Source organism: Rhodococcus sp. OK519 (genome assembly GCF_003051005.1).
In the GTDB taxonomy this organism is placed as follows: domain Bacteria; phylum Actinomycetota; class Actinomycetes; order Mycobacteriales; family Mycobacteriaceae; genus Prescottella.
The window spans coordinates 41172-62692 of the sequence record NZ_QAOW01000006.1 but is presented as its reverse complement, the minus strand read 5'-3'; the positions used below and the strand labels follow the sequence as shown (position 1 = coordinate 62692).

Genomic DNA, 21521 nt, shown 5'->3' with positions numbered 1-21521 from the left:
TCGAGGGGTGCGGACGGCGGGTATCTCAGGCTGCGTCCTGCCACCTGTCCAGGAACGTGCGGGTCACGGCGGCCAGGCGCGCCACGCGGCCATCCGGGTCGCCGCGCTCGGAAGTGAAGACTTCGAGACCCAGCACGACGTCCGGCGACGCGGTCCGGAGCAGGCGCACCATCTCCCCGACGGGGGCGGTACCTTCGCCGGGCGCGAGGCGACCGGTCATCGGTACATACTCGCCCGTCGCGACGGGCGCGCGCCAGTCGTTGATCTGGACCTCGAATACCCGGCCCGGCCCGAGTGACGACAACTCGGTCGGTGTTCCGCCCGAACGGATGTGGTGCCACGTATCGAACATGATGCCGACGGCGGCGGACCCCGCACACTCGACGATCTGGAGGGTGGTTGCCAGGTCCGGCAGCCCGGTGCCGGGGATGAACTCGAGGCTGACCCGCACCCCTTCCTGTCCGACCAGTTCGCCCACCTCACGCGCTCCCGCGGCCATCTCCTCGACACCGACGTCCGGCCGGCCGAGGAAGTGGGCCATGTTGACAGTGCGTGCCCCGAGTTCCACGGCGGCCTCCAGACACGCCTCGGCGTTCAGCGAATACGTGTCCCGCAGGGCCCGAGGGACCGCCCCGGGATCCGGCGAGCCCGGGAGATGATTCATCAGAGCGTCGACGACACCGACCCGGACGCCCGTCGCCGCCAGCCTTCTCCGCCAGGTCGGGACCTGTCGTGCGCGGAAGTACTGCCCCGGCTGTGCCGAGATCTCGGGAAAGCCGTGGCGCGCCGCCATTTCCGCGAGCTCGATCAGGTCGAGTTCGGGAACGCATCCCCACGACAGTGCCGTCCCGGTCAAGGGGAAGGGGTGTTCGGTCGTCACAGGCTTCTCCTGGGTCTCGGGTTCTTCGGAAACGATCACAGTCTTTTCGCGTACCGCCAGGCCTGCTCCGCGAGGCGCTCGGCCTGCGCGCCGAACGACGCCGGAGACCGATCGCTCGAGCCCATCGCACCGCGCAGTGTGCGGGTGTAGACGCCCTCGACGATGCACGCGATCTTCCACCAGTTGTAGGCGATGTAGAAGTCGATGTCGGGCACCGTGTCGGGCCGCGTTGCGGCGAGGTATTGCTCCACCAGGTCGTCTCGGGTGGGAAACCCCTCCACCCGCGTGGGCGGATTCTCGAGCGCGCACACGTCGTCGTCGGGTTGCGCCCAGTAGGCCAGCAGTTGACCGAGGTCGGCGAGTGGGTCGCCGACGGTGGTGAGTTCCCAGTCGAGGATGCCGCCGATCGTGCCGTCGGCCGTGAACAGGCAGTTGTCCAGCCGAAAGTCGCCGTGCACGATTCGCGCATCGCCCTGCCGGGGGATGCGTTCGAGCAGGCGGTCGTGGGTGCGCCCGATGTCGTCGAGGACGCGGACCCGATCGTGCGCCCAGTTCGTGGACCAGCGGCGCAGTTGCCGGGCCACGTAGTCGTCGCGATCCGCCAGGCCTCCCCATCCGACGTCTCGCGGATCGACGGCGTGCAGTGCAGCCAGCGCCTCCACCAATGCGGTCGCTGCGGCCGGCCTGCGGTCCCGAGGCACCGCGGCGGTGACGGTCTCGGGGTCGCGGAGCACGACGCCGTCGATGTGGTTCATGACGAAGAACGGTGCACCCGTGACGGAGTCGTCGTCACACGTGCCGACGACAGTCGGAGCGGGCACCGGTGTCCCGCGCAGACGGTCGAGCACCTCGGCTTCGCGCAGCACGTCGTGGGCGCGTGAATGCGCCATGCCGAGCGGCGGTCTGCGCAGGACCCAACGGCTGTCGTCGGAGCCGGTCACGAGGTAGGTGAGGTTCGAGCGGCCTCCGGCGATTCGGTCGAAGCGCAGCGGGCCGCGCGCGCCGTCGACGTGGTCGGTGAACCATCGGGAGACCGCATCGTCGCGGATCCCGGTGTCGGTGATGCTGCTCATCGAATGCCTTTCCAGTCGGGGCCGGACCCGGCACCATCGGTGAACTGGGCGAACTGGGCGAACTTCCGGCGGTCGTGACGGGGTCTCGTGGACGGTCCACCTGCACGCGAATCGCCGGTTCGGAATCGAGACTATACGGCGCATCAAACATTTGCTACATTCCGTTTGCACCGCGATCTGGACTGCTTCACCTGCACTGCGACAGGAGGATTCGTGCAACACTCTCTCTCGGATACCGCTGTGGGTACTCGATCCGACTTCAGCGTCTGCCTGGCGTCGGCGGCCGATCGCCCGATCGAGGAGTCGCTGGCGATGCTCCGGCGTATCGGGGCGGACCGGTTCGGGTTGCTTGCCTCGACTATGTCGAGGCAGGGCTGGGCCAGGTCGGTCGACGCGGTCAGGGCGTGCGGGTTGTCCGCGGACTTCATTGCCGGTGGTGTGAACGCGATGGCCGACGACGATGCGGGTTGGTCCACGAACATCGCACATCTGCAGCGGTCGGTAGATGCGGCTGCCGAGATCGGGGCCGGCACCGTCTGTTTCACCTCGGGTGGCTCTGGATTTCTGTCCTGGGAGGACGCGGCGTCCGCGGTGGTCGAACGGTTCGCGCCGCTCGTCGAGCATGCCCGGCGATCGGGCGTGGCGTTGGCAGTCGAGAACACGATGTCGATTCGTTCGGGAATCAGTTTCGTGCACTCGGTGTCCGACGCTGCAGAGTTGGCAGGCCTGCTGGGCGTCGGATTGTGTGTCGATCTCTACTCGGCGTTCCAGGAGCGTGGGCTCATGCGGACACTCGCGGACAATCTGGACGCGATCTGCCTGGTGCAGATCGGCGACCACCGGGTACAGGCGACGTCGGTACCCAACAGGTGGGTTCCGGGTGACGGGCAACTCCCGCTCGAAAGACTGGTCCGTGAGGTCCGGGAGATCGGATACACCGGAGTGGTGGATCTCGAACTGCTAGGTCCCGCGATCGATGCGGAAGGCGACGAGAGCGCACTGGCTCGCGGGCTGCAGTGGATGCGGACATTCGTGCCGTGATGGCGCGCACGTAGCAAATGTTTGATACGCCGAGTGCTCCGTGAATCGACGGGGCGTTGTCGGGACGTAGACGAAGGATGGAACAAATTGTCGGACAAGAGAATGTCGGAGAAGGAAGTGGTCAGCCGGCTGAAATCCGGGATGACCATCGGTATCGGAGGGTGGGGATCGCGGCGGAAGCCGATGTCGCTCGTGCGGGAGATCCTGCGGTCGGACATCGACGATCTCACCGTCGTGTCCTACGGCGGACCGGACGTGGGCCTGCTGTGTGCCGCGGGCAAGGTGCGCAAGGTGATCTTCGGGTTCGTCTCGCTGGACTCGATCCCGCTCGACCCGCACTTCCGTGCCGCTCGTCAGAGCGGAAACATCGAGGTCGCCGAGTACGACGAGGGCATGCTGCAGTGGGGTCTGTACGCCGCCGGGATCCGGCTGCCCTACCTGCCGACCCGCGCGGGTCTCGGCTCGGACGTGATGCGCGTCAACCCCGAATTGCGCACGGTCACCGATCCCTACGGGGACGAGAACTTGGTCGCGATGCCGGCGCTCCCGCTCGACGCGGCACTGGTGCACATGAACCGCGCCGACATGCACGGTAATGCGCAGTACCTGGGGCCGGACCTGTACTTCGACGACCTGTTCTGTATGGCGGCCGAGCAGGTGTACGTCTCGTGCGAGCGCATCGTGCCGACAGCCGAACTCACCGCGGAGGCGCATCCGTCGACGATCAGGATTCCCCGATTGCTGGTGTCCGGCGTCGTGGCCGCACCCGGCGGCGCGCACTTCACGTCGTGCGTGCCGGACTACGACCGCGACGAAGGATTTCAACGTGAATACGTCGCGGCTGCCAAGGATCCGGAGAAGTGGCAGACCTTCGTCGACCGCTACCTGGCGGGACCGGAGGCGGACTATCAGCGCGCGGTGCGCGGCGAGCGCGAGGAGACATCGGCATGAGTGCAGCGACACGGGCGGAAGTGTGTGCGGTCGCGTGCGCCGAGGCGTATCGCGGAAGCGGCGAAGTGATCGCCAGCGCATTCGGCACCATTCCGGCCATCGGAGTCCGATTGGCGCGGAACACCTTCGAGCCAGATCTCATGGTGTCCGACGGTGAAGCCAGTGCGGTACGAGGCACGTGGGCGGTAGGTGGTGCGGCCGACGGTGAGGTCGAGGCGTGGCTGCCGTTCAACCAGATCTTCGATCTCGTGTGGAACGGCAAGCGCCACATCATGATGATCCCCACCCAGCTCGACACGTACGGCAACTGCAACATCTCCGCGATCGGGGATCACGCCCGCCCGGCTGTTCAGCTGCTGGGGGTACGCGGAGCGCCGGGCAACACCGTCTATCACCCCACCAGCTACTGGGTGCCCAGGCACAGCACCCGGGTGTTCGTGCCCAAGGTCGACATGGTCTCGGGTGTCGGATACGACAACGCCCGCAAGGCGGGCCCGGCGGCTACGCGGTACCACGAGCTCCGCCGGGTCGTCACGGATCTGGCGGTGCTGGACTTCACGCCGGACACGGGGCGACTGCGACTGGTGTCGGTCCATCCCGGCGTCACCGTCGACGACGTCGTCGGGGCCACCGGATTCGACCTCGTGATCCCGGACTCGGTTCCACAGACGCGAATCCCGACCGCGGAAGAGCTCGAGCTGATCCGCACGGTCATCGATCCGCGCAACCTGCGCGACAAGGAGGTACCCGCGTGACCACCGTCGAATCGAATCGCAGTGCGCTGCACACCCGACTGTGCGACCTGTTCGGAGTGAAGTATCCGATCGTGCAGACCGGAATGGGCTACGTCTCCGACGCGAAGCTCACCGCGGCCACCGCCGCGGCCGGTGGTCTCGGCATCATCGCCGGTGGGATGCTCAGCTTCGACGAGCTCGAGCAGGCGATCAACTACGTCAAGGACCACACCGACGCCCCGTTCGGCGTGAACCTGCGGGCCAACCAGGAGGACATCGACAAGCGGTTGGACCTGTTGATCCGCTCGGGCGTCAAGGTCGCGTCGTTCGCGCTCGCGCCCAAGCGGGACCTGATCGCGAAGCTCAAGGACGCCGGACTGGTGGTGGTTCCGTCGATCGGGGCCCGCCGGCACGCCGAGAAGGTCGCCGAGTGGGGCGTCGACGCGGTGGTGGTGCAGGGTGGCGAGGGTGGCGGCCACACGGGCGCCGTTCCGACGAGCCTGCTGCTGCCGCAGGTGGTCGACGCGGTCGACATCCCCGTCATCGCGGCGGGTGGCTACTTCGACGGCCGCGGTCTGGTCTCGGCGCTCGCGTACGGCGCCGACGGCATCGCGATGGGCACCCGGTTCATGCTGACCAGCGACTCGCCGGTGGCGCAGGTCGTCAAGGACGTCTACCTGTCGAAGTCGGTGAACGACACCGTGGTGACGCTGGAGATCGACGGTGTCCCGCAGCGGGTGCTCCGCGCCGGCACCATCGATCAGCTCGAATCCACGAGGGGCCCGCAACGCGTGGTGCGCGCCGTGCGCAATGCCCTTGCATTCCAGAAACTCTCGGGAACCCCGTGGAAGGACATGATCCGCGAGGGGCTCGAGATGAAGAAGAGCCACGAACTCGGTTGGCGTCAGGTGGTGATGGCCGCGAACGCGCCCATGCTGTACCGCTCTGCGCTGGTCGACGGCAACGCCGACATCGGCGTGATGGCCACCGGTCAGGTGGTGGGGCTGATCGACGACATCCCCAGCTGCGCCGAACTGATCGAGCGGATCGTTGCCGAGGCCGAGACCACGCTGGCACGGCTGGCAACTACCGACCGCACGTAGCAAATTCTTGATTCTCTCTGGAGGAGGACGACGATGAACCAACTCGACAATCGCGTGATCGTGGTGACCGGCGCGGGCCGCGGAATCGGCCGCGAACACGCCCTGCTGGCCGCCGCCGAGGGGGCCCGCGTGGTGGTCAACGACACCGGTGCCGGCCCGGACGGCAAGGGCTCGGATCCGTCGCTGGCGATACAGGTCGCGGACGAGATCACCGCCGCCGGTGGGGTGGCTGTCGCGAACGACGCCGACGTGACCACGATCGAGGGCGCGCAGAGCCTGCTCGACACGGCACTCGGCAGCTTCGGAGTGGTGCACGGACTGGTGAACAACGCAGGCATCCTGCGAGATCGCATGTTCGTCAACATGAGCGAAGACGAGTGGGACGACGTGATCACCGGGCAGCTGCGGGCCACGTTCGCCCCGTGCCGTGTCTTCGGCGCGCACTGGCGCGACCGGTCGAAGGCCGGCGACGACGTCAAGGCGTCGATCGTCAACGTCTCGAGCACGTCCGGACTGCTCGGTGCCGTGGGACAGAGCAACTACGGAGCGGCCAAGGCCGGTATCGCGTCGCTCACGGTGATCCTGGCGCAGGAACTGGAGCGCTACGGGATTCGTGCGAACGCGATCACGCCCGTCGCACGCACCCGTATGACCGAGGAGGTTCCGGGCATCAAGGACATGGTCGCGGTGCCCGCGGACCCGGAGGCATTCGACGTGTACCACCCGGGCAACGTCTCGCCCGTCGTCGCGTACCTTCTCACCGAGCAGTGCCCCGCCAGCGGTTCGGTGTTCTACGCCAAGGGCGGCGAGATCCGTCAGTTCCTCGGCTGGCAGTACGGGAAGATCATCGACAAGGGCGCCCGCTGGACCGTCGACGAGCTCGTACAGGAGATGAGCGGTCTTGTCTGAGTCCACCGCGCCCACTCCCGGACCGGCCCACGGTCTCGTCCAAGGACGGTCCGTCGTCGTGACCGCGGCCGCAGGCACCGGTATCGGGTTCGCTGCGGCTCAGCGGTTCGCGGCCGAGGGCGCTCACTTGACGATCAGCGACCGGCACGAACGCCGACTCTCCGAAGCCGCGGACAGGCTCGAGGCGGAGTTCGGAACCCGTCCGCTCACCGTCGTCTGCGATGTGACCGATCAGGAGCAGATCGACCGCCTGATGGACAGTGCGGTCGAGGAACACGGAGCCGTCGACGTCCTGGTGAACAACGCCGGCCTCGGCGGCACGGCGAGCGTGACCCACATGACCGACGACGAATGGAACTCGGTCCTGGACGTCACTCTCACCAGCACGTTCCGCGCCACTCGCTCGGTGCTGCGGCACATGGTGCCGCGGCGCAGCGGCACCATCATCAACAATGCCTCGGTCATCGGTTGGCGTGCGCAGGCCGGACAGGCGCACTACGCCGCCGCGAAGGCGGGAGTGATGGCCCTGACGCGCTGCTCTGCACTGGACGTGGCCGAGCACGGTATCCGGGTCAACGCCGTCTCGCCCAGCATCGCGATGCACGCGCATCTGGCGAAGGTGACGAGCGATGAGCTGCTCGGACAGCTCAGCGCCCGTGAGGCTTTCGGACGCGCCGCTGAGCCGTGGGAGATCGCGAACGTCATGGTGTTCCTCGCGAGCGACTACTCGTCGTACATGACCGGTGAGGTCGTCTCCGTCAGTAGTCAGCACGCCTGATTCGATCCGCACATCCCTGGAGGGAACATGGCAAACGCAGATGCCGTCGGCATCGAGGGCAAGGCCTACGACCTCGACGTCGAGCGTGGCAAGATCCGTGAGTTCGCGGTGGCGACCTACTCGTCGAATCCCGACTATCTGGAGCGCGAGGACGCGGTGTCGCCGCCGACCTTTCTCACCACCACCAATTTCTGGGCCCCTACCGATGGCAATCCTTGGAAGGCAGTCGAATTCGACGGCAAACGTGGACTCCACGCCGAGCAGAAGTACGAGTTCTTCGGGCCGCCACCGAAAGCCGGAACCCGGCTGCGCTGCACGTCGCGGATCACCGACGTCTACACCAAGCAGGGCCGTCGCGGTGGTGAGTTGACGTTCGCGGTGATGGTGACCGATTTCGTCGACGAGGCCGGCACGTTGGTGGCCCAGGCCACCATGACCGGCGTCGAAACCGCCCGACCCGCAACGGAGGACGCATGACCGCAGCGCTGACAGTTCCCGGCCCCTGGACCGTCGGGCCGGTGACCCGCACCGACTTCGTTCGCTACCAGGGTGCGTCGGGCGACATGAACCCGATCCATCACGACCAGACATTCGCCGAGGCCGCCGGGTATCCGTCGCCGTTCTCGGTGGGCATGTTCCAGGCGGGGTTGCTGGCGACGTATGCGAGCGAATGGCTCGGTGCCGAGAACATTCGGTCCTACCGGGTGCGGTTCCTCGAACAGGTGTGGCCCGACGACGTGCTCACCTGCACCGCGCAGATCCTGCGCCAGTACGAGGAGGGCGACGTGACCAAGGTGGATCTCGAACTCGACTGTGCCCGGCAGACAGGCGGACTCGCGGTCAAGGCGTGGGCGACCTTCGCGACCGGCCCGGTCGGGGGGTCGGCGTGAAGGCTCAGCTGTGCCGGACGCTCGGCGCGCCGGACACGTTGCGGCACGAAGACATCGACGATCCGGTACCGGGGCCGGGTGAGGTGCTGGTCGAGGTACACGCATCCGGCGTGAACTTCCCCGACGGCCTCATCGTGGCAGGCAACTACCAGACCAAGCCGCCTCTGCCGTTCGTGCCCGGTTCCGAGGCGGCCGGGGTGGTGCGGACGGTTGGGGAGGGCGTCACCGGTATTGCCGTCGGTTCCCGCGTGCTCGCCTTCTGCGGCATGGGCGGCTACGCGGAGCAGGTCGTCGTCTCGGCGCAGATGGTGTTCCCGATCCCGGACGCCATGTCGTACACCGATGCCGCCGGGTTCGCCGTGACTTACGGGACGTCGTGTCACGGCCTGGTCGACCGCGCCGACCTACGAGCGGGGGAGACACTCCTCGTGCTCGGCGCATCGGGCGGCGTTGGCCTCACGGCCGTCGAAATCGGAAAGGCGCTGGGGGCGCGCGTGATTGCGGCGGCGTCGAGTCCGGAGAAGCTGGAACTGTGCCGATCGCACGGTGCGGACGAGACGATCGACTACTCCGGGGAAGACCTGAAGGAGCGAGTCGCCACGCTCACGGACGGCGGAGTCGACGTCGTGTACGACCCTGTCGGCGGTGACCACGCGCAGGCCGCAGTGCGTTCGCTCGCGTGGGGCGGCCGGTACCTGACAGTCGGCTACGCGTCGGGCGACATTCCCAGGGTAGGGCTCAACAGGCTGCTCGTGTGCTCCGGCTCCGTGCACGGCGTGCTGTGGGGCGCGTGGGCGAAGCGCAACCCGGAGCGCAACGGCGACAACATGAATCGTCTGTTCGGCTGGTACGAGCGAGGCGCCCTCCACCCGCATGTGAGCGCGGCCTACCCGCTCTCCGACGCGGCGGCGGCGCTGGACGTCGTGATGGGCCGGCGAGCCCTCGGCAAGGTCGTCCTGACGTCCGTGGCGGACTAGACAGCGTCACGACACATCTTCGAATCGAGAGGAAACCCTGGTGGATCTGTCACCGAGTCCCGAAGCCCGCGAGATCATCGCTCGCCTCGAGAAGTTCATGGACGAGTACGTCTATCCCGCGGAGCCGGTGTACGCGAAGCAGCTCGAGGCCGACGGCCCGCACAGCCACGTCCTGCCGCCGATCGTCGAGGAGCTCAAGACCGAGGCGCGCAGGCAGGGGATGTGGAATCTCTTCCTGCCGGCGCTGTCCGGGCTCACCCACTTGGACTACGCGCACATCGCGGAGGTCACGGGCCGTTCGCCCTACATCGCGCCCGAGGCCTTGAACTGCTCCGCGCCCTCGACCGGGAACATGGAAATTCTCCACATGTTCGGCACGCCTGAGCAGCAGGAACGTTGGCTGGATCCGCTGCTCGACGGACGCATCCGATCGGGCTTCTCCATGACGGAACCGGATGTCGCATCGTCCGATGCGCGGAACATCTCGACGTCGATCGTGCGGGACGGCGACGAGTACGTGGTCAACGGACGGAAGTGGTGGACGACGGGCGCGGCGGACCCGCGGTGCGAGATCCTCGTGGTGATGGGTAAGACGGACCCGGATGCCGCACCTCATCGGCAGCAGTCGATGATCCTGGTTCCCGTAGCGACACCGGGCGTCGAGATCATCCGTTCGCTGCCGATATTCGGGTACCACGACCAGCAGGGGCACGCCGAGATTCAGTTCACGGACGTCCGCGTTCCGGTCGGCAACATGCTCGCCGGTGAGGGCGAGGGTTTCGCGATCGCTCAGGCGCGTCTCGGACCCGGCCGGATCCACCACGCGATGCGCTGCATCGGTATGGCCGAACGCGGTCTCGAACTCATGGTGCGACGGACGATGGCGCGCAACGCCTTCGGAGGGCCCATCGCGGACCAGGGGGTGGTCCGTACCTGGATTGCCGAGTCCCGCATGGAGGTCGAGCAGGCACGACTGCTGGTGCTGAAGACGGCGTGGATGATCGACCGGGTGGGCGCCAAGGGTGCGCAGATCGAGATCGCGGCTGTGAAGGTGATCGGTCCGCGCGTCGCCAGGTCGGTGCTGAACCGGGCGATCCAGTGTCACGGCGGCGGCGGTGTGACCGACGACTTCCCGATCGCCCGCATGTGGGCGAGCGCCCGCATCCTGGGAATCGCCGACGGTCCGGACGAGGTGCACATCCGCAGCGTCGCGCGTCAGGAGCTACGGAAGTACCGAGCGGCACCGTCCATATAGCCGGATCGACAGGCCCAGCAGAAGACAGCAGGTGGCAGACCCCTTTCGTCGTTGTTGCGAAAACGAACTCACTGATCGAGGAGGAAAGATGACGGCACGTAGTCGCCCGCGTGGCGGGCACATCGCAGTGTGGGTGGTCGTATCCGCGCTATTGCTTGGCGCGTGTGGTGGGGGTGCATCCGGCGGAGTCACGTCGTCGGGTGGTGAACTCGATCAGACGGCCGTTCTGCGGGTGACGACCGCCGCCCCGTCTCGTAACCTCGATCCGTACTTGCAAACAAGCTACGGCGGCTGGGGCTACCTCACGCCGGTCTTCGATCGGCTGATCATGGTGGATTCGAACGACCGGATGGTCCCCGGACTCGCGACGGAGTGGAACTTCGCCGCCGACGGTTCGTACCTCGAACTCACGCTCCGCGAGGGCGTGTCATTTCATGACGGGGAAGCCTTCGACGCCGATGCCGTCGCGGCCAACATCACTCGGGGACAGACAATGTCGGGCAGCACCGTCGTCGACGCACTCAGTGACGTCACCAGTGTCGAAGTGGTGGACCCGACACATGTCCGGCTGCACCTCGCGCCCGGCACGGGCGTGGAGCTCCCCGGCCGCTTCACCACCAACGTCGGAATGATGATCAGCCCGGCCGCGATCGCGGCCGGCGCCGACATTCGCAATGACCCGGGGGAGTTCGGCTCAGGCGCCTACGTCGTCACCACGTACGTTCCCGAGGAATCACTCGTGCTGACGCGGGCGGAAGGGGAGAACTGGGATCCCGCCGCCGGGCGAGTGGCCGGAATGGAGATTCGGGCGATACCCGATGCATCCACGCGCCTGAACGGAATCCGAACCGGTGCCACGGATCTCACGTGGGTGAGTTCGGCCAGCGAGGTCGCTGGGGCCAAGGATCTGGCAGCGGGCGGAGCGCTGAACATCGAGGAGGTCGAGTTTCGAAACGTGCTGGGAGTCATGCTGCGCTCGCGTGGTGATCTTGCCGACCCACAGTTGCGGCAGGCCATCGCGCGTGCCATCGACCCAGATGAGATCAACGCGCTGTTCGCGGGGACGTGTACACCGTACCGGCAGATCTATCCGGCAGACTCCTGGGCAGCGGACGAGTCCTATCAGTACCCGTATGTGTATGACGCGTCGGCCGCGCAGCGGCAGGTGAAGGCTGTCGGCCCCTCCACGGTGACGCTGACCTTCGGCGCCGGAACGAACATGGAGAAGCCGGCCAATGTGATTCAGGCGCAGTTGACCAAGGCCGGAATTCGAGCCGAGCTCAATCCGGTTCCCAACAGTCAGAGCGAACCGCGCAACGCGGCCGGCGAGTTCGAGGCCGTCGTCACCAGCAGTCTCAACGTCCGCGTCGATCCGGCCGAGACCGTCGCGCAGTACGTCACCGGGCCGTACGCGTTCGCGAACGACAACGCAGAGATCGCGGCGCTCGCCCAGCAGGCAGCCGATCCGACGATGAGCCAGGACGGCCGAGCCGGCCTGTACCACGACATCTGGTCGAAGACTCTGGACGAAGCGTTGTTCATTCCCATCTGCCACCAAACCAATCTGACGGTGTTCACCGACAACGTCGCAGGCGCCCAGGACATCCCGTGGGTCGGTTCCGGCGTCTTCGACGTGCGTCAGGTCGCCATCACGAGATAGCCACTCCGGCAACCGAGCGGACGCGCGAGGAGACGATCGATGAGTAAAGGGCTGTTCCACAGTGCACTGGTGCCAGGGGGGTTCGCGGCCGGGCCCGAGCGTTACCGGGACATCTCGATCAGCGAAGCCCTCCGGGGTTGGGCAGAGCAAATCCCCGAGGGGCCGGCGTTCATTACCGCTACCCGCGCTCTCACGTGGCGCGACTACGACCGGACCGCGGACACAATCTCTGGCGCACTCGCCGCCGGCCCCGGCGGAAGCCGTTCGCGTGTGGCGGTTGTGCTACCCGACACGGGCACCTTCCACGCGGCCTTGGTCGGCTGCTACCGGGCCGGTCGGATCGCGGCCGCCATCGGTCCGCGCTCGGGGGTGCGGGAGATCGCGCACGTCATGCGTCGCAGCGGATGTGCCGTGCTCGTCACCGCCTCCACGATGCGCGGACGTTCCTGGCGCCGATTGCTCGACGAACTGCGCGAGCACGACGTCGTCCCCGCCGGCGTCGTGGTGGTCCATGAGGAGACTGGCGCGGTGGAACGGCCCGGCGTCGCTGCCGAGGCTGCGCCGGACGGGCCCGATGGGCAACCGTTCACCACGTCGGAGGTGACGATTCTGAACTCGACGTCGGGCACGACAGGACTGCCGAAGGTGGTCGCACACAACGAACGTAAGTGGGTGGAGTTCGCTCGTGAGGCGATGCAGGGTGCTCACATCACTGCCGACGACGTCGTCTGTTCGGTTGTTCCGGCGCCGTTCGGCTTCGGTTTGTGGTCGGCGCATTTCCTTCCCGCACTGCTCGGCATCCCGGTCGTGGTCACGGCGAAGTTCGACGTCGACGAGATGGCGATGATGATCGAGCGCGAACGAGTGACCGTACTGTGCTGCGTCAGCACGCAGTTCAAGATGCTGCTCCGATCGGAAGCCGTGCGTGACCGCGATCTGTCGAGTCTCCGGGTCCTGTACACCGGCGGTGAACCAGTGCCCTATCGCGATGCACGCGCGTTCGAGGAGCGAACGGGGGCCAAGGTTCTGCAGTTCTACGGGTCGAACGAGGCGGGCGTCGTGAGCCGCACGACCCTGGACGACGACGTCGAGACCCGGTTGCGTACCTGCGGTCACGTGCTCGAGTCGGCGAACGTTCGGGTCCTCGACGACGCCGGGTCCGATTGCGCCGGCCCGCGGCGCCGCGGCCAACCTGCTGTGCGGGGCCCGTTGCTGTCCGCAGGGTACTGGGAGGATTCGGCAGCGAACCTCGAGTTGTACACCGACGACGGGTGGATGCTGCTCGGCGACGTGGTGGAGATCGACGAGACGGGCAGGGTTCGCGTCGTCGGGCGCAAGGCCGATTTCGTCATCAGGGGCGGCAAGAACATCTCGATCGTCGAGATCGAGGAACTCGTCGGCGGCCACGAGTCCGTGTCGGACGTCGCGGTCGTCGGAGTACCCGACGACCTCTACGGCGAACGCGTCTGTGCAGTAGTCGTTCTCGTCGGCGGCGGAAGTCTCGACACCGAATTGCTCGCGACCTGGCTGCGATCCCGAGGCGTCACGACCGAGTACCTGCCGGAGTACGTCGTCCCCGTCGACGGTCTGGCCCTCGGCCCCGGAGGCAAGACCGACCGCCGGGCTGTGAGAGCCACGGCCGTGGAGGTGCTCAGCCGTACAACTCGGTGATCCGGTCCGAGAAGTTGTCGACCACCTTCTTGCGCTTGAGCTTCATGCTGGGAGTGATCTCGCCGTTCTCGACGGTCAGTTCTCGTTCGAGGATCGTGAAGCGTTTGATCTGCTCCCACCGGTTGAGTCCGGCGTTGAGCTGATCCACGTACGCGCTCATCATTGCGACCGTCGGACCGGCCGAGGCGATCTCGCGAAGCGGTCTGTCGCCCATCCCGTTGTCGACCGCCCATTCGGCGACCGCCTCGCCGTCCAGACTGATCAGCGCGACGCAGTACGACTTCCCTTCGCCGTGGACGATGATCTCGCCGACGTAGGGGCAGATGCCCTTGAACGTCGCCGCGATCGCCGACGGCGCCACATACTTTCCGTTGGATGTCTTGAACATGTCCTTCTTGCGGTCCGTGATCCGCAGGAAGCCGTTCGCGTCGATGGTCCCGATGTCGCCGGTGTGGAACCAGCCGTCCGAGTCCAGTGCATCCGCCGTGGCCTGGGGATTCTCATGATAGCCGCTCATCACGCCGGGACTCCTGAGGAGGATCTCGCCGTCCTCCGCGATCTTCACCTCGGTGCCGGGGATGGGCCAGCCGACGGTACCGAACCGATAGGCGGACGGCCGGTTCACGAGTGACGCCGCGCTGGTCTCCGACAGCCCGTAGCCCTCGAGGATGACGATGCCGACCGCGTCGAACCATTGCGCCACACCGCGATCCAGCGCCGCGGACCCCGAGATGAAGAACTTCAGACGGCCGCCGAACCGCTCGCGAATCTTTTGGAACACCAGGCGGTCGGCCACGGCATACTGCGCTTTCTGCATGCCGGACAGAGTCTTTCCGGACTGCCGGGCCTTGGACGCGGACAGTCCGACGCCCATCGCCCAGTCGAAGATCTTCTCCTTCACGCCGCCGTCGGCCCGTACCGTCGCCTCGATCCGGGCATGCGCCTTCTCGAAGATCCGCGGCGCGGCACCCATGAAGGTGGGCCGCACGACCGCGAGGTTGTCGACGATCCTGTCGACGCGACCGTCGACGGCGGTCGCAAACCCGATCTGCAACGGCAGCGTCAGCAGCACCTTGCCGAACACGTGCGACAGCGGCAGCCACAGGTACTGCAGGTCATCGGCATCGAGGATGCCGGTCGCGTCGATCGCCGCGGCCTCGTACGTCCACGCCGAGTGCGGTAGCCGGACGCCTTTGGGGCGGCCGGTGGTGCCCGACGTGTAGATGAGCGTCGCCAAGCTGTCGGGGGAGATGCCGGCGATCCGTTCGTCGACGGCGTCGGGCCGCTCGGACAGCAGACGCTCGCCCAGACCGGCGAGTTCGTCCAACCCGATCACCCATTCGTCGTCGGGCACGGTGCCTTCGATCAGGACCACCCGGTCGACGTCGGGGATCTCGGCGCGATGCTCACGCAGCTTGGCGAGCTGCGCCTCGTCCTCGGCGACGACGATGCGACTGCCGGAGTTCGAGACGATGAACGCAACGTCGGACGCGTTCGTGGAGGGGTAGACGGTGGTGGTCGCGGCGCCGGCGCACATGACCGCGAGATCCGCGAGCACCCACTCGTACCGGGTCGCGGACGCGAGTGCGACGCGTTGCTCGGCCTGCACGCCCAGCGCGATCAGTCCTGCTGCGAGTCTTCGGACGCGTTCGCCCACTTCGGACCACGTGACGCTCGCCCAGCCCTCACCGCCCGGTCCCGGGTGGCGAAACGCCTCGGAGCGGGGCGACGCTGCCACCCGATCGACGAACATCCGGGCCACCGACGGCGCCCTCTCCTCGATCCTGGACCAGTCCACGACCTCGTCTGACGCGCGCGAAGCTGTCATGATCCGAGTCTAGGAACGTCGTCGCAACCGCCGAACGGGAATCCACGGCACGGTTCGGTCTCGAAAGCGTGACGCGGATTCCCGTTCGGCGGGCTGGTCAGCGCAGGTCGCGGCGGCGAAGTGCCAGCAGTCCGGCGAGCAGGAGCGACACGTCGATCAGTAGCAGCCACACGATCGGTGTCGTGCTGAACTCGCCGCCGGGAAGCCGCGGCAGGTGCAGGAACGGTACGAGGTCGAGGAGGGGCTGCGGGAGATCGGCGACGATGCCGAACACGTACAGCGCCATCATCGCTCCGAAGAGGCCCCACGCAGCAGGCGCGAACCGGGGCGTGAGTCCGAACATCACGACGGCGACGCCGGTCAGCAGCCAGACTCCGGGCAGTTGCACCAGTGCCGCACCGAGAATGCGCGGCACCTGGTCGCCCACGTCGCCGACGGAGACGCCGTAGGCGATGCCGGCCGCGAGTCCGGCGACGGTGAGCGCGACGGCCGGACCGGCGAGCGCGAACAGGATGTGGCTCATCGCCCAGCGCTGACGTCCGATCGATGCGGCGAGCACCGATTCGGCCCGGCCGGATTCCTCCTCGTCGTGCAGTTGCAGCGTCGAGGAGATCGAGTACGCGCCGGCGAGGAGTCCGAAGATGGTGAAGCCCAACGCAATGAACGAATCCTCGATCGCCTGGGCTCCCCCCAGTCGCGCGAGCGCCTGGGTGACAACCTCGCTGTTGCCCAGTTGGTCGCTGACTCCGTGCGCGGCTCCGCCGATCACGAGTGCGAACACGGTCAGCCCGATCGTCCAGGCGACCAGCGGTCCCCGCTGCGAGCGCCACGCCAGCCCCTCCGGGCCGGACAGCGACGGCGGTGACGCTGCGGGACCGGGGCGTTCGGCGATCAACCCTGCGCCGAGATCACGGTGCGCGAGAAGTCGATACGCGACCGCGACGAGTGCGACGGTGGTGACGGCGGGGAGCAGTAGCACCCACCAGCGCTCGTCGGCGTAGGGACGCACCTGCTGCGCCCAGCCGATCGGGGACAGCCACGACAGCGTTCCCGAACCAGCGTCACCGACTGCGCGAAGCAGGAAGGCGACGGCGAGGACACCGAACGAAATGCCTCGGGCAAGACGGGCTCCGGTGCTTACCTGCGCGGCGACCGCGGCCACGCCGGCGAACACGACGCCCACCGCGAGTACGGCCGCGCCGAACGCGACGGCTCCGGCCCCACCGGTGCCGATCGAGATCAGTCCGGCGGCGCTGACGGCGGCGCTGACGACGGCACCCGCCCCGGCGACGAAGAGCGCCGCCGTCAGGCCCGCGTAGCGGCCCACCGACGTCGAATCCAGCAGTTCGGTGCGGCCGGTCTCCTCCTCGGTTCGGGTGTGGCGGACGACCGTGAGGATGACCGAGACGGCCAGGAACGTGAAGAGATAGCCGGCTCGCCACGTCGTCAGTGCTCCGACACTGGAACCGAAGATCGGTCCCACCAAGGCAATTTCGGATTTGAGAGCCACCGTCGACGACGCGAAGGCGTCGAGCTGGCTCTGGGTTGTGTACAGCCCGGCGATCGCCTTGCCGTAGACGATCGGCAGCAGTCCGATGACGATGGACCACAGCGGCAGGATCACCCGGTCACGGCGTAGGGCCAGGCGGGCCAGCGCGACGGTGCCGGTGAACGGTGATTGCACCGGTGTCGCCGCGTCGGCGGCCACCGGTGCGGTGGTGGTGGTCATACCCGAACCTCCTCCGAAAGCTCGTAGTGCCGCAAGAACAATTCCTCGAGTGTCGGCGGTGTGCTGACCAGGCTGCGGACGCCGATCTCGCCGAGAGCGCGGATGAGGGCGCCGAGGCTGTCTGCGTCGACCTGGCAGTGCAGCGTCCGACCGTCGATCCGGATGTCCTCGACGCCGGGAATCCGGCTGAGATCGCCTGGATCGCTGGTGAGTTCGGCCGTGATGGATGTTCGACTCAGGTGGCGCATCGACGCGATCGAGCCGCTCTCGACCGCCTTACCGGCCCGGATGATGGTGACCTTCTCGCACAGCGCGTCCACTTCCGACAGGATGTGGCTCGACAGCAGCACCGTCACACCCCGCGCGCGTGCCTCGGCGATGCATTCGCGGAAGACCCGCTCCATCAAAGGATCCAGCCCCGACGTGGGCTCGTCCAGCAGGAGCAGTCGGGCGTGTGAGGAGAATGCCGAGATCACCGCAATCTTCTGCCGGTTGCCCTTCGAGTACGAGCGCGCCTTCTTGCGTGGGTTCAGGTCGAAGCGCCCGATCAGGTCGGCGCGACGATCGGTGTCGAGGCCGCCGCGCATCCGTGCCAGCAGGTCGATGATCTCGCCGCCGGTCAGTGACGGCCACAGCGTGACATCCCCTGGGACGTAAGCGACTTCGCGATGCAACGACACGGAGTCGCGCCACGCGTCGCGGCCGAACAGCATCGCGGTGCCTGCGTTCACCCGGAGCATGCCGAGCAGCACCCGAATCGTCGTGGACTTGCCGGCGCCGTTGGGGCCGAGGAAGCCGTGGACCTCGCCCTCGCCGACCGTAAGATCCAGGCCGTCGAGCGCCCGGGTGGTGCCGAACGACTTCTCGAGCTTGTCGACTTCGATGATGGTGGTCATGCCCGCTCCTCGGGAGATGAGTGGTGGGTGTAGGCGTCGAGCATCGTGGAATCGGTGAACAGGCCCTCGGTGTAGACCTCGAGGGCCGGGAGCATCGTCTCGTCGGTCATGTCGGCGATCGCGCGGGAGTAGTCGACGCTCCCGTCGGTGCCGGTGCGCATCTGCAGGAACAGCAGCGTCGAACCGAGGCTCTCCATCGCCAGGTACCGCGCCCGCGCCCGCGGATCGCGGCTCGGGCGCACGCGGCCCTCGGCGACGCCCGCTTCGAGATACGCCTCGACGCCGGCGACGATGTGCTCGAAAAGGGAGGTGGCGAGTTCTCCGCCCGCCTGGAACGATCGCACGAGGTATGCGACGAGCGGCATATAGCGGTCGATCCGGCTCAGGGACAAGAGCATTCGTCCCGGGCCGGACGCGGTGAGTACCTCGCGTTTCTCCGTCATGATGATATCGAGCACGTGTTCGTCGCATACCGCGCGCAGACCCTGCTTGGATCCGAAATGGTGGTTGACGAGCCCGGGGGAGACTCCGGCCGCGGTCGCGACGACGCGCACTCCGGCGTCGAATCCCTGCTCGCCGAAGACGTGGATCGCTGCGTCGCGGATACGGGCACGGGTGTTCAGGTCCCGATCCGCCGGAGCAGTGGCTGAACACATGTTCAAAGCATTGCTCGCCTGTTCAACGCGGGCAAGAGAAGGTAGTGCGTCCTGACGGAATCTTGACGGTGAGGACCCGCTGGGGACTGACACAAGAATTCCGGCCCATCAAACGTCCGACTGTGTTAGCTTCGCGAACGAATTGACCCGTGACCCGGGTCACAAGTGAGTGAGGATGGTCTTACGTGACGCTGAACATCGCCGACCTGTACGAAGCTGTCGCCGACGCGATCCCCGAGCGGGTTCCGGTGGTGTGCGGCGACGAGCGTCGTAGCTATGTCGAACTCGATCGGCGGGCCAACCGGCTCGCCCACCACCTCGAGTCGGTCGGCGTGCAGCCCGGCCAGCATGTCGCGATCCACAGCCGCAACCGCATGGAGTACGTCGAGGCGCTGCTGGCCTGCCTCAAGGTCCGGGCCGTCGCGATCAATGTCAACTTTCGGTACACCGACGCCGAACTGATCTACCTCTACACCAACTCCGAGAGCGTCGTCCTCATCGTCGAGAACGAATACCTCGAGCCCGCGGGTGCCGCGCTGCTCCAGAGCCCGAATATCGGCCACGTCGTCGTGATCGGCGAGCACGACGGGATGCCGGCCGGCTACGACGGCGTCACCGTCGCCGACTACGAGCTCGCCCTCGCCGCCCAGCCGGACACCCGCGGATTCGGGCCGCGCAGCGCCGATGATCACTTCGTCATCTACACCGGCGGCACGACCGGCATGCCCAAGGGTGTCGTGTGGCGGCACGAGGACTTCTACTACGCGGCCCTGTCCGGCGGAAATATCGGCGGCCCCGCCCGCCACTCGGTCGAGGAAGTGGTGGACGGTGCCGTCGCGAACACCGATCCGCAGGTGTACCTGCTGATTCCGCCGCTCATGCACGGCGCCGCCATCTACTCGCTGCTGACGGCCTTCTTCATGGGAGCCCCGCGTGTGCTCACCCGAACGTTTGATCCGGTCGACGCGCTGCGCCTGATCGAGACCGAGAAGATCGCCGGTATCACCGTGGTGGGTGACGCCATCGCGCGTCCCATCGCGGAGGCGATCCGCGAGCACGGTGACCGCTACGACCTCAGCTCGCTGAAGGTGATGGGATCCGGCGGTGCCCTGTTCTCGCCCAAGCTCAAGGACGAACTGCGCGCGATGGTTCCGGGCCTGACCATCAAGGACGCTTTCGGGGCGTCGGAGACCGGCAACGACGGCATCGTCGAATTCGGCGAGGACGGCAGCAAGCGAATTCGCTCCAACCCCAACATGCTTCTGGTCGACGAGACGTTCCGGCCGATCGCGCCGGGGTCCGACGAGGTCGGCTACCTCGCGCGCAGGGGGAACGTGCCGCTGGCCTACTACAACGACGAGGCCAAGTCTGCCGCGACGTTCCCCGTGGTCGACGGGGTCCGCATGTCCATCCTCGGCGATATGGGGACGATCGAGGAGGACGGCACCATCCTGCTGCTCGGTCGCGGTTCGATGTGCATCAACACCGGCGGCGAGAAGGTGTACCCGGAAGAGGTGGAGCAGGCGATCAAGACGCATCCAGCTGTCCTGGATGCCCTCGTCGCCGGCGCCCCCGACGTCCGATTCGGCGAAAAGGTCGCCGCGGTCGTCCAGCTGCGCCCCGAATTCGCCGACACCGCCACGGACGACATCGCCGAGCATTGCCGCACTCACGTTGCGGGCTACAAGATCCCGCGCTCGGTGGTCGTGGTCGACTCGATTCGCCGGTCGCCCAGCGGCAAGGCTGACTACCGGTGGGCCAAGGAGGTCGTCTCGGCAGGCTGAGTGGTCAACCGTCTGTTTTCTCCGAAAGCCCAATGCATGTGGACAAGCGTCCAGATGTTTGCTGAAATGAGTCGCTTCGAGCGCTTCCCGACCACGCCTCGGTAGCCCCTGTATTCCGTAAGGCTCACTGGAGGAACGAGATGCGTAGGACGGCAGCGGCGCTGGGCGTCTGCGCCACGGCACTGGTGGCGGCGGTCGTTCCAGGTTCCTGGACCGGGACGGCCGCCGCCGCGACCAGCGGGGCCACCGACGTCACGTTCTCCGTCGGTGGCCAGGAGGGCCCGCTCGAACTGGTCGTCCCGGGAACCGCACCCATGATCTGGACGAACGGTCGCGGCGATGTCAGCGGAGCGGTGGCCGTCTCCGGTGTTCGCGACCGACGCAGCGGGGCAAACCGATCGGTGACCGTCTCTGCCTCGATCTCGGATTTCACCAACGGCACCACCACTATTCCCAAGTCCGCGGTCACCTATACGGCGACCGGCGAGACGATGGGGTTCGTGAGCACGGGCCCCCAGGCGCTCGGCTCGACCAGGGCCGTCGTCGGAATCGCGCGCCACAACTGGCCCGACGTGACGTTCATGTGGACGCCCTCGCTCCGGATCGATGTGTCCGACGGGGTGACCATGGGCAACTACAGCGCGACCCTGACCCATTCCGCGGTGTAAGCCTGCGACCCGCCACCATCGGCAACTCACGAAAGCGT

The 21521-nt window shown here is 67.0% G+C and carries 20 protein-coding genes; 14 read left to right on the top strand and 6 right to left on the bottom strand.

Translation table 11 applies throughout. From position 1 onward, the window contains the following. Positions 1-25: 25 nt before the first annotated feature. Positions 26-880, bottom strand: a complete 855-nt coding sequence (locus C8K36_RS16435; RefSeq protein WP_107985594.1) for a sugar phosphate isomerase/epimerase family protein — start codon at positions 878-880, stop codon at positions 26-28. A gap of 35 nt (positions 881-915) precedes the next feature. Next, positions 916-1953: a phosphotransferase family protein gene (locus tag C8K36_RS16430; protein WP_107985593.1), complete on the bottom strand. Its 1038-nt coding sequence runs from the start codon at positions 1951-1953 to the stop codon at positions 916-918. A gap of 240 nt (positions 1954-2193) precedes the next feature. Here C8K36_RS16430 and C8K36_RS16425 point away from each other — a divergent pair, with 240 nt between their 5' ends. The 12 genes from C8K36_RS16425 (at position 2194) to C8K36_RS16370 (ending at position 13922) form a co-directional block, all read left to right on the top strand. After that, positions 2194-2994, top strand: coding sequence for a sugar phosphate isomerase/epimerase family protein (locus tag C8K36_RS16425; RefSeq protein ID WP_258195455.1), 801 nt, complete (start codon positions 2194-2196; stop codon positions 2992-2994). An 87-nt stretch (positions 2995-3081) separates the two neighbouring features. Beyond that, positions 3082-3945 carry a CoA-transferase gene (locus C8K36_RS16420; protein WP_107985592.1) on the top strand — a complete coding sequence of 288 codons (864 nt, stop codon included), beginning with the start codon at positions 3082-3084 and terminating at the stop codon, positions 3943-3945. After that, the gene (locus C8K36_RS16415) at positions 3942-4700 is read left to right on the top strand and encodes a CoA-transferase subunit beta (RefSeq protein WP_107985591.1); all 759 of its coding nucleotides are present in this window, start codon (positions 3942-3944) and stop codon (positions 4698-4700) included. Before C8K36_RS16420 ends, C8K36_RS16415 begins: the two co-directional genes overlap by 4 nt. Beyond that, entirely contained in the window at positions 4697-5782 is a 1086-nt protein-coding gene (locus C8K36_RS16410; protein WP_107985590.1) for an NAD(P)H-dependent flavin oxidoreductase, read from the top strand. Before C8K36_RS16415 ends, C8K36_RS16410 begins: the two co-directional genes overlap by 4 nt. 33 nt (positions 5783-5815) lie before the next feature. After that, positions 5816-6691, top strand: coding sequence for an SDR family oxidoreductase (locus C8K36_RS16405; RefSeq protein WP_107985589.1), 876 nt, complete (start codon positions 5816-5818; stop codon positions 6689-6691). Continuing rightward, positions 6684-7469 (top strand): SDR family oxidoreductase, encoded by a 786-nt coding sequence (locus C8K36_RS16400; protein WP_107985588.1) that lies wholly within the window; start codon positions 6684-6686, stop codon positions 7467-7469. The genes C8K36_RS16405 and C8K36_RS16400 overlap by 8 nt, the downstream gene beginning before the upstream one ends. A 27-nt stretch (positions 7470-7496) precedes the next feature. After that, positions 7497-7946 carry an FAS1-like dehydratase domain-containing protein gene (locus C8K36_RS16395; protein WP_107985587.1) on the top strand — a complete coding sequence of 150 codons (450 nt, stop codon included), beginning with the start codon at positions 7497-7499 and terminating at the stop codon, positions 7944-7946. Further along, a complete protein-coding gene (locus tag C8K36_RS16390; RefSeq protein WP_181319601.1) occupies positions 7943-8359 on the top strand; it encodes a MaoC/PaaZ C-terminal domain-containing protein in 417 nt (138 codons plus the stop codon). The genes C8K36_RS16395 and C8K36_RS16390 overlap by 4 nt, the downstream gene beginning before the upstream one ends. Continuing rightward, positions 8356-9336: an NADPH:quinone oxidoreductase family protein gene (locus C8K36_RS16385; protein ID WP_181319600.1), complete on the top strand. Its 981-nt coding sequence runs from the start codon at positions 8356-8358 to the stop codon at positions 9334-9336. Before C8K36_RS16390 ends, C8K36_RS16385 begins: the two co-directional genes overlap by 4 nt. Before the next feature lie 40 nt (positions 9337-9376). Beyond that, positions 9377-10591, top strand: a complete 1215-nt coding sequence (locus C8K36_RS16380) for an acyl-CoA dehydrogenase family protein (RefSeq protein ID WP_107985585.1) — start codon at positions 9377-9379, stop codon at positions 10589-10591. A gap of 88 nt (positions 10592-10679) precedes the next feature. After that, complete coding sequence (locus C8K36_RS16375; protein WP_107985584.1) at positions 10680-12251, top strand: ABC transporter substrate-binding protein; 1572 nt, start codon at positions 10680-10682, stop codon at positions 12249-12251. 39 nt (positions 12252-12290) lie between these two features. After that, the gene (locus C8K36_RS16370) at positions 12291-13922 is read left to right on the top strand and encodes a class I adenylate-forming enzyme family protein (RefSeq protein WP_107985583.1); all 1632 of its coding nucleotides are present in this window, start codon (positions 12291-12293) and stop codon (positions 13920-13922) included. On the opposite strand, the gene C8K36_RS16365 is transcribed toward C8K36_RS16370, so the two are convergent. The 4 genes from C8K36_RS16365 to C8K36_RS16350 all read right to left on the bottom strand — a co-directional run bounded on the left by C8K36_RS16365 (position 13903) and on the right by C8K36_RS16350 (position 19031). Further along, on the bottom strand, positions 13903-15750 hold the full coding sequence (locus C8K36_RS16365) for an AMP-dependent synthetase/ligase (RefSeq protein WP_107985582.1): 1848 nt from the start codon (positions 15748-15750) through the stop codon (positions 13903-13905). The two genes, C8K36_RS16370 and C8K36_RS16365, sit on opposite strands and share 20 nt — an antisense overlap. Positions 15751-15847: 97 nt before the next feature. Further along, on the bottom strand, positions 15848-17479 hold the full coding sequence (locus C8K36_RS16360; RefSeq protein ID WP_107985581.1) for an ABC transporter permease: 1632 nt from the start codon (positions 17477-17479) through the stop codon (positions 15848-15850). Beyond that, complete coding sequence (locus C8K36_RS16355) at positions 17476-18375, bottom strand: ABC transporter ATP-binding protein (RefSeq protein WP_107985580.1); 900 nt, start codon at positions 18373-18375, stop codon at positions 17476-17478. The genes C8K36_RS16360 and C8K36_RS16355 overlap by 4 nt, the downstream gene beginning before the upstream one ends. Continuing rightward, entirely contained in the window at positions 18372-19031 is a 660-nt protein-coding gene (locus C8K36_RS16350; RefSeq protein WP_107985579.1) for a TetR/AcrR family transcriptional regulator, read from the bottom strand. The genes C8K36_RS16355 and C8K36_RS16350 overlap by 4 nt, the downstream gene beginning before the upstream one ends. Before the next feature lie 185 nt (positions 19032-19216). Between C8K36_RS16350 and C8K36_RS16345 the strand changes: the two genes are divergently transcribed. Both C8K36_RS16345 and C8K36_RS16340 read left to right on the top strand, forming a co-directional pair. Beyond that, entirely contained in the window at positions 19217-20815 is a 1599-nt protein-coding gene (locus C8K36_RS16345; protein WP_107985578.1) for an acyl-CoA synthetase, read from the top strand. A gap of 140 nt (positions 20816-20955) precedes the next feature. Continuing rightward, positions 20956-21483, top strand: a complete 528-nt coding sequence (locus C8K36_RS16340; RefSeq protein WP_107985577.1) for a hypothetical protein — start codon at positions 20956-20958, stop codon at positions 21481-21483. The last annotated feature ends 38 nt before the right edge of the window (positions 21484-21521 follow it).

What these genes read in the sequence shown, in the direction of transcription:
- C8K36_RS16340 (WP_107985577.1), top strand. Translation starts at nt 20,956, where the DNA reads ATGCGTAGGACGGCAGCGGCGCTGGGCGTCTGCGCCACGGCACTGGTG.
- C8K36_RS16350 (WP_107985579.1), bottom strand. Translation starts at nt 19,031, where the DNA reads ATGTGTTCAGCCACTGCTCCGGCGGATCGGGACCTGAACACCCGTGCC.
- C8K36_RS16365 (WP_107985582.1), bottom strand. Translation starts at nt 15,750, where the DNA reads ATGACAGCTTCGCGCGCGTCAGACGAGGTCGTGGACTGGTCCAGGATC.
- C8K36_RS16395 (WP_107985587.1), top strand. Translation starts at nt 7,497, where the DNA reads ATGGCAAACGCAGATGCCGTCGGCATCGAGGGCAAGGCCTACGACCTC.
- C8K36_RS16375 (WP_107985584.1), top strand. Translation starts at nt 10,680, where the DNA reads ATGACGGCACGTAGTCGCCCGCGTGGCGGGCACATCGCAGTGTGGGTG.
- C8K36_RS16370 (WP_107985583.1), top strand. Translation starts at nt 12,291, where the DNA reads ATGAGTAAAGGGCTGTTCCACAGTGCACTGGTGCCAGGGGGGTTCGCG.
- C8K36_RS16390 (WP_181319601.1), top strand. Translation starts at nt 7,943, where the DNA reads ATGACCGCAGCGCTGACAGTTCCCGGCCCCTGGACCGTCGGGCCGGTG.
- C8K36_RS16360 (WP_107985581.1), bottom strand. Translation starts at nt 17,479, where the DNA reads ATGACCACCACCACCGCACCGGTGGCCGCCGACGCGGCGACACCGGTG.
- C8K36_RS16430 (WP_107985593.1), bottom strand. Translation starts at nt 1,953, where the DNA reads ATGAGCAGCATCACCGACACCGGGATCCGCGACGATGCGGTCTCCCGA.
- C8K36_RS16405 (WP_107985589.1), top strand. Translation starts at nt 5,816, where the DNA reads ATGAACCAACTCGACAATCGCGTGATCGTGGTGACCGGCGCGGGCCGC.
- C8K36_RS16355 (WP_107985580.1), bottom strand. Translation starts at nt 18,375, where the DNA reads ATGACCACCATCATCGAAGTCGACAAGCTCGAGAAGTCGTTCGGCACC.
- C8K36_RS16415 (WP_107985591.1), top strand. Translation starts at nt 3,942, where the DNA reads ATGAGTGCAGCGACACGGGCGGAAGTGTGTGCGGTCGCGTGCGCCGAG.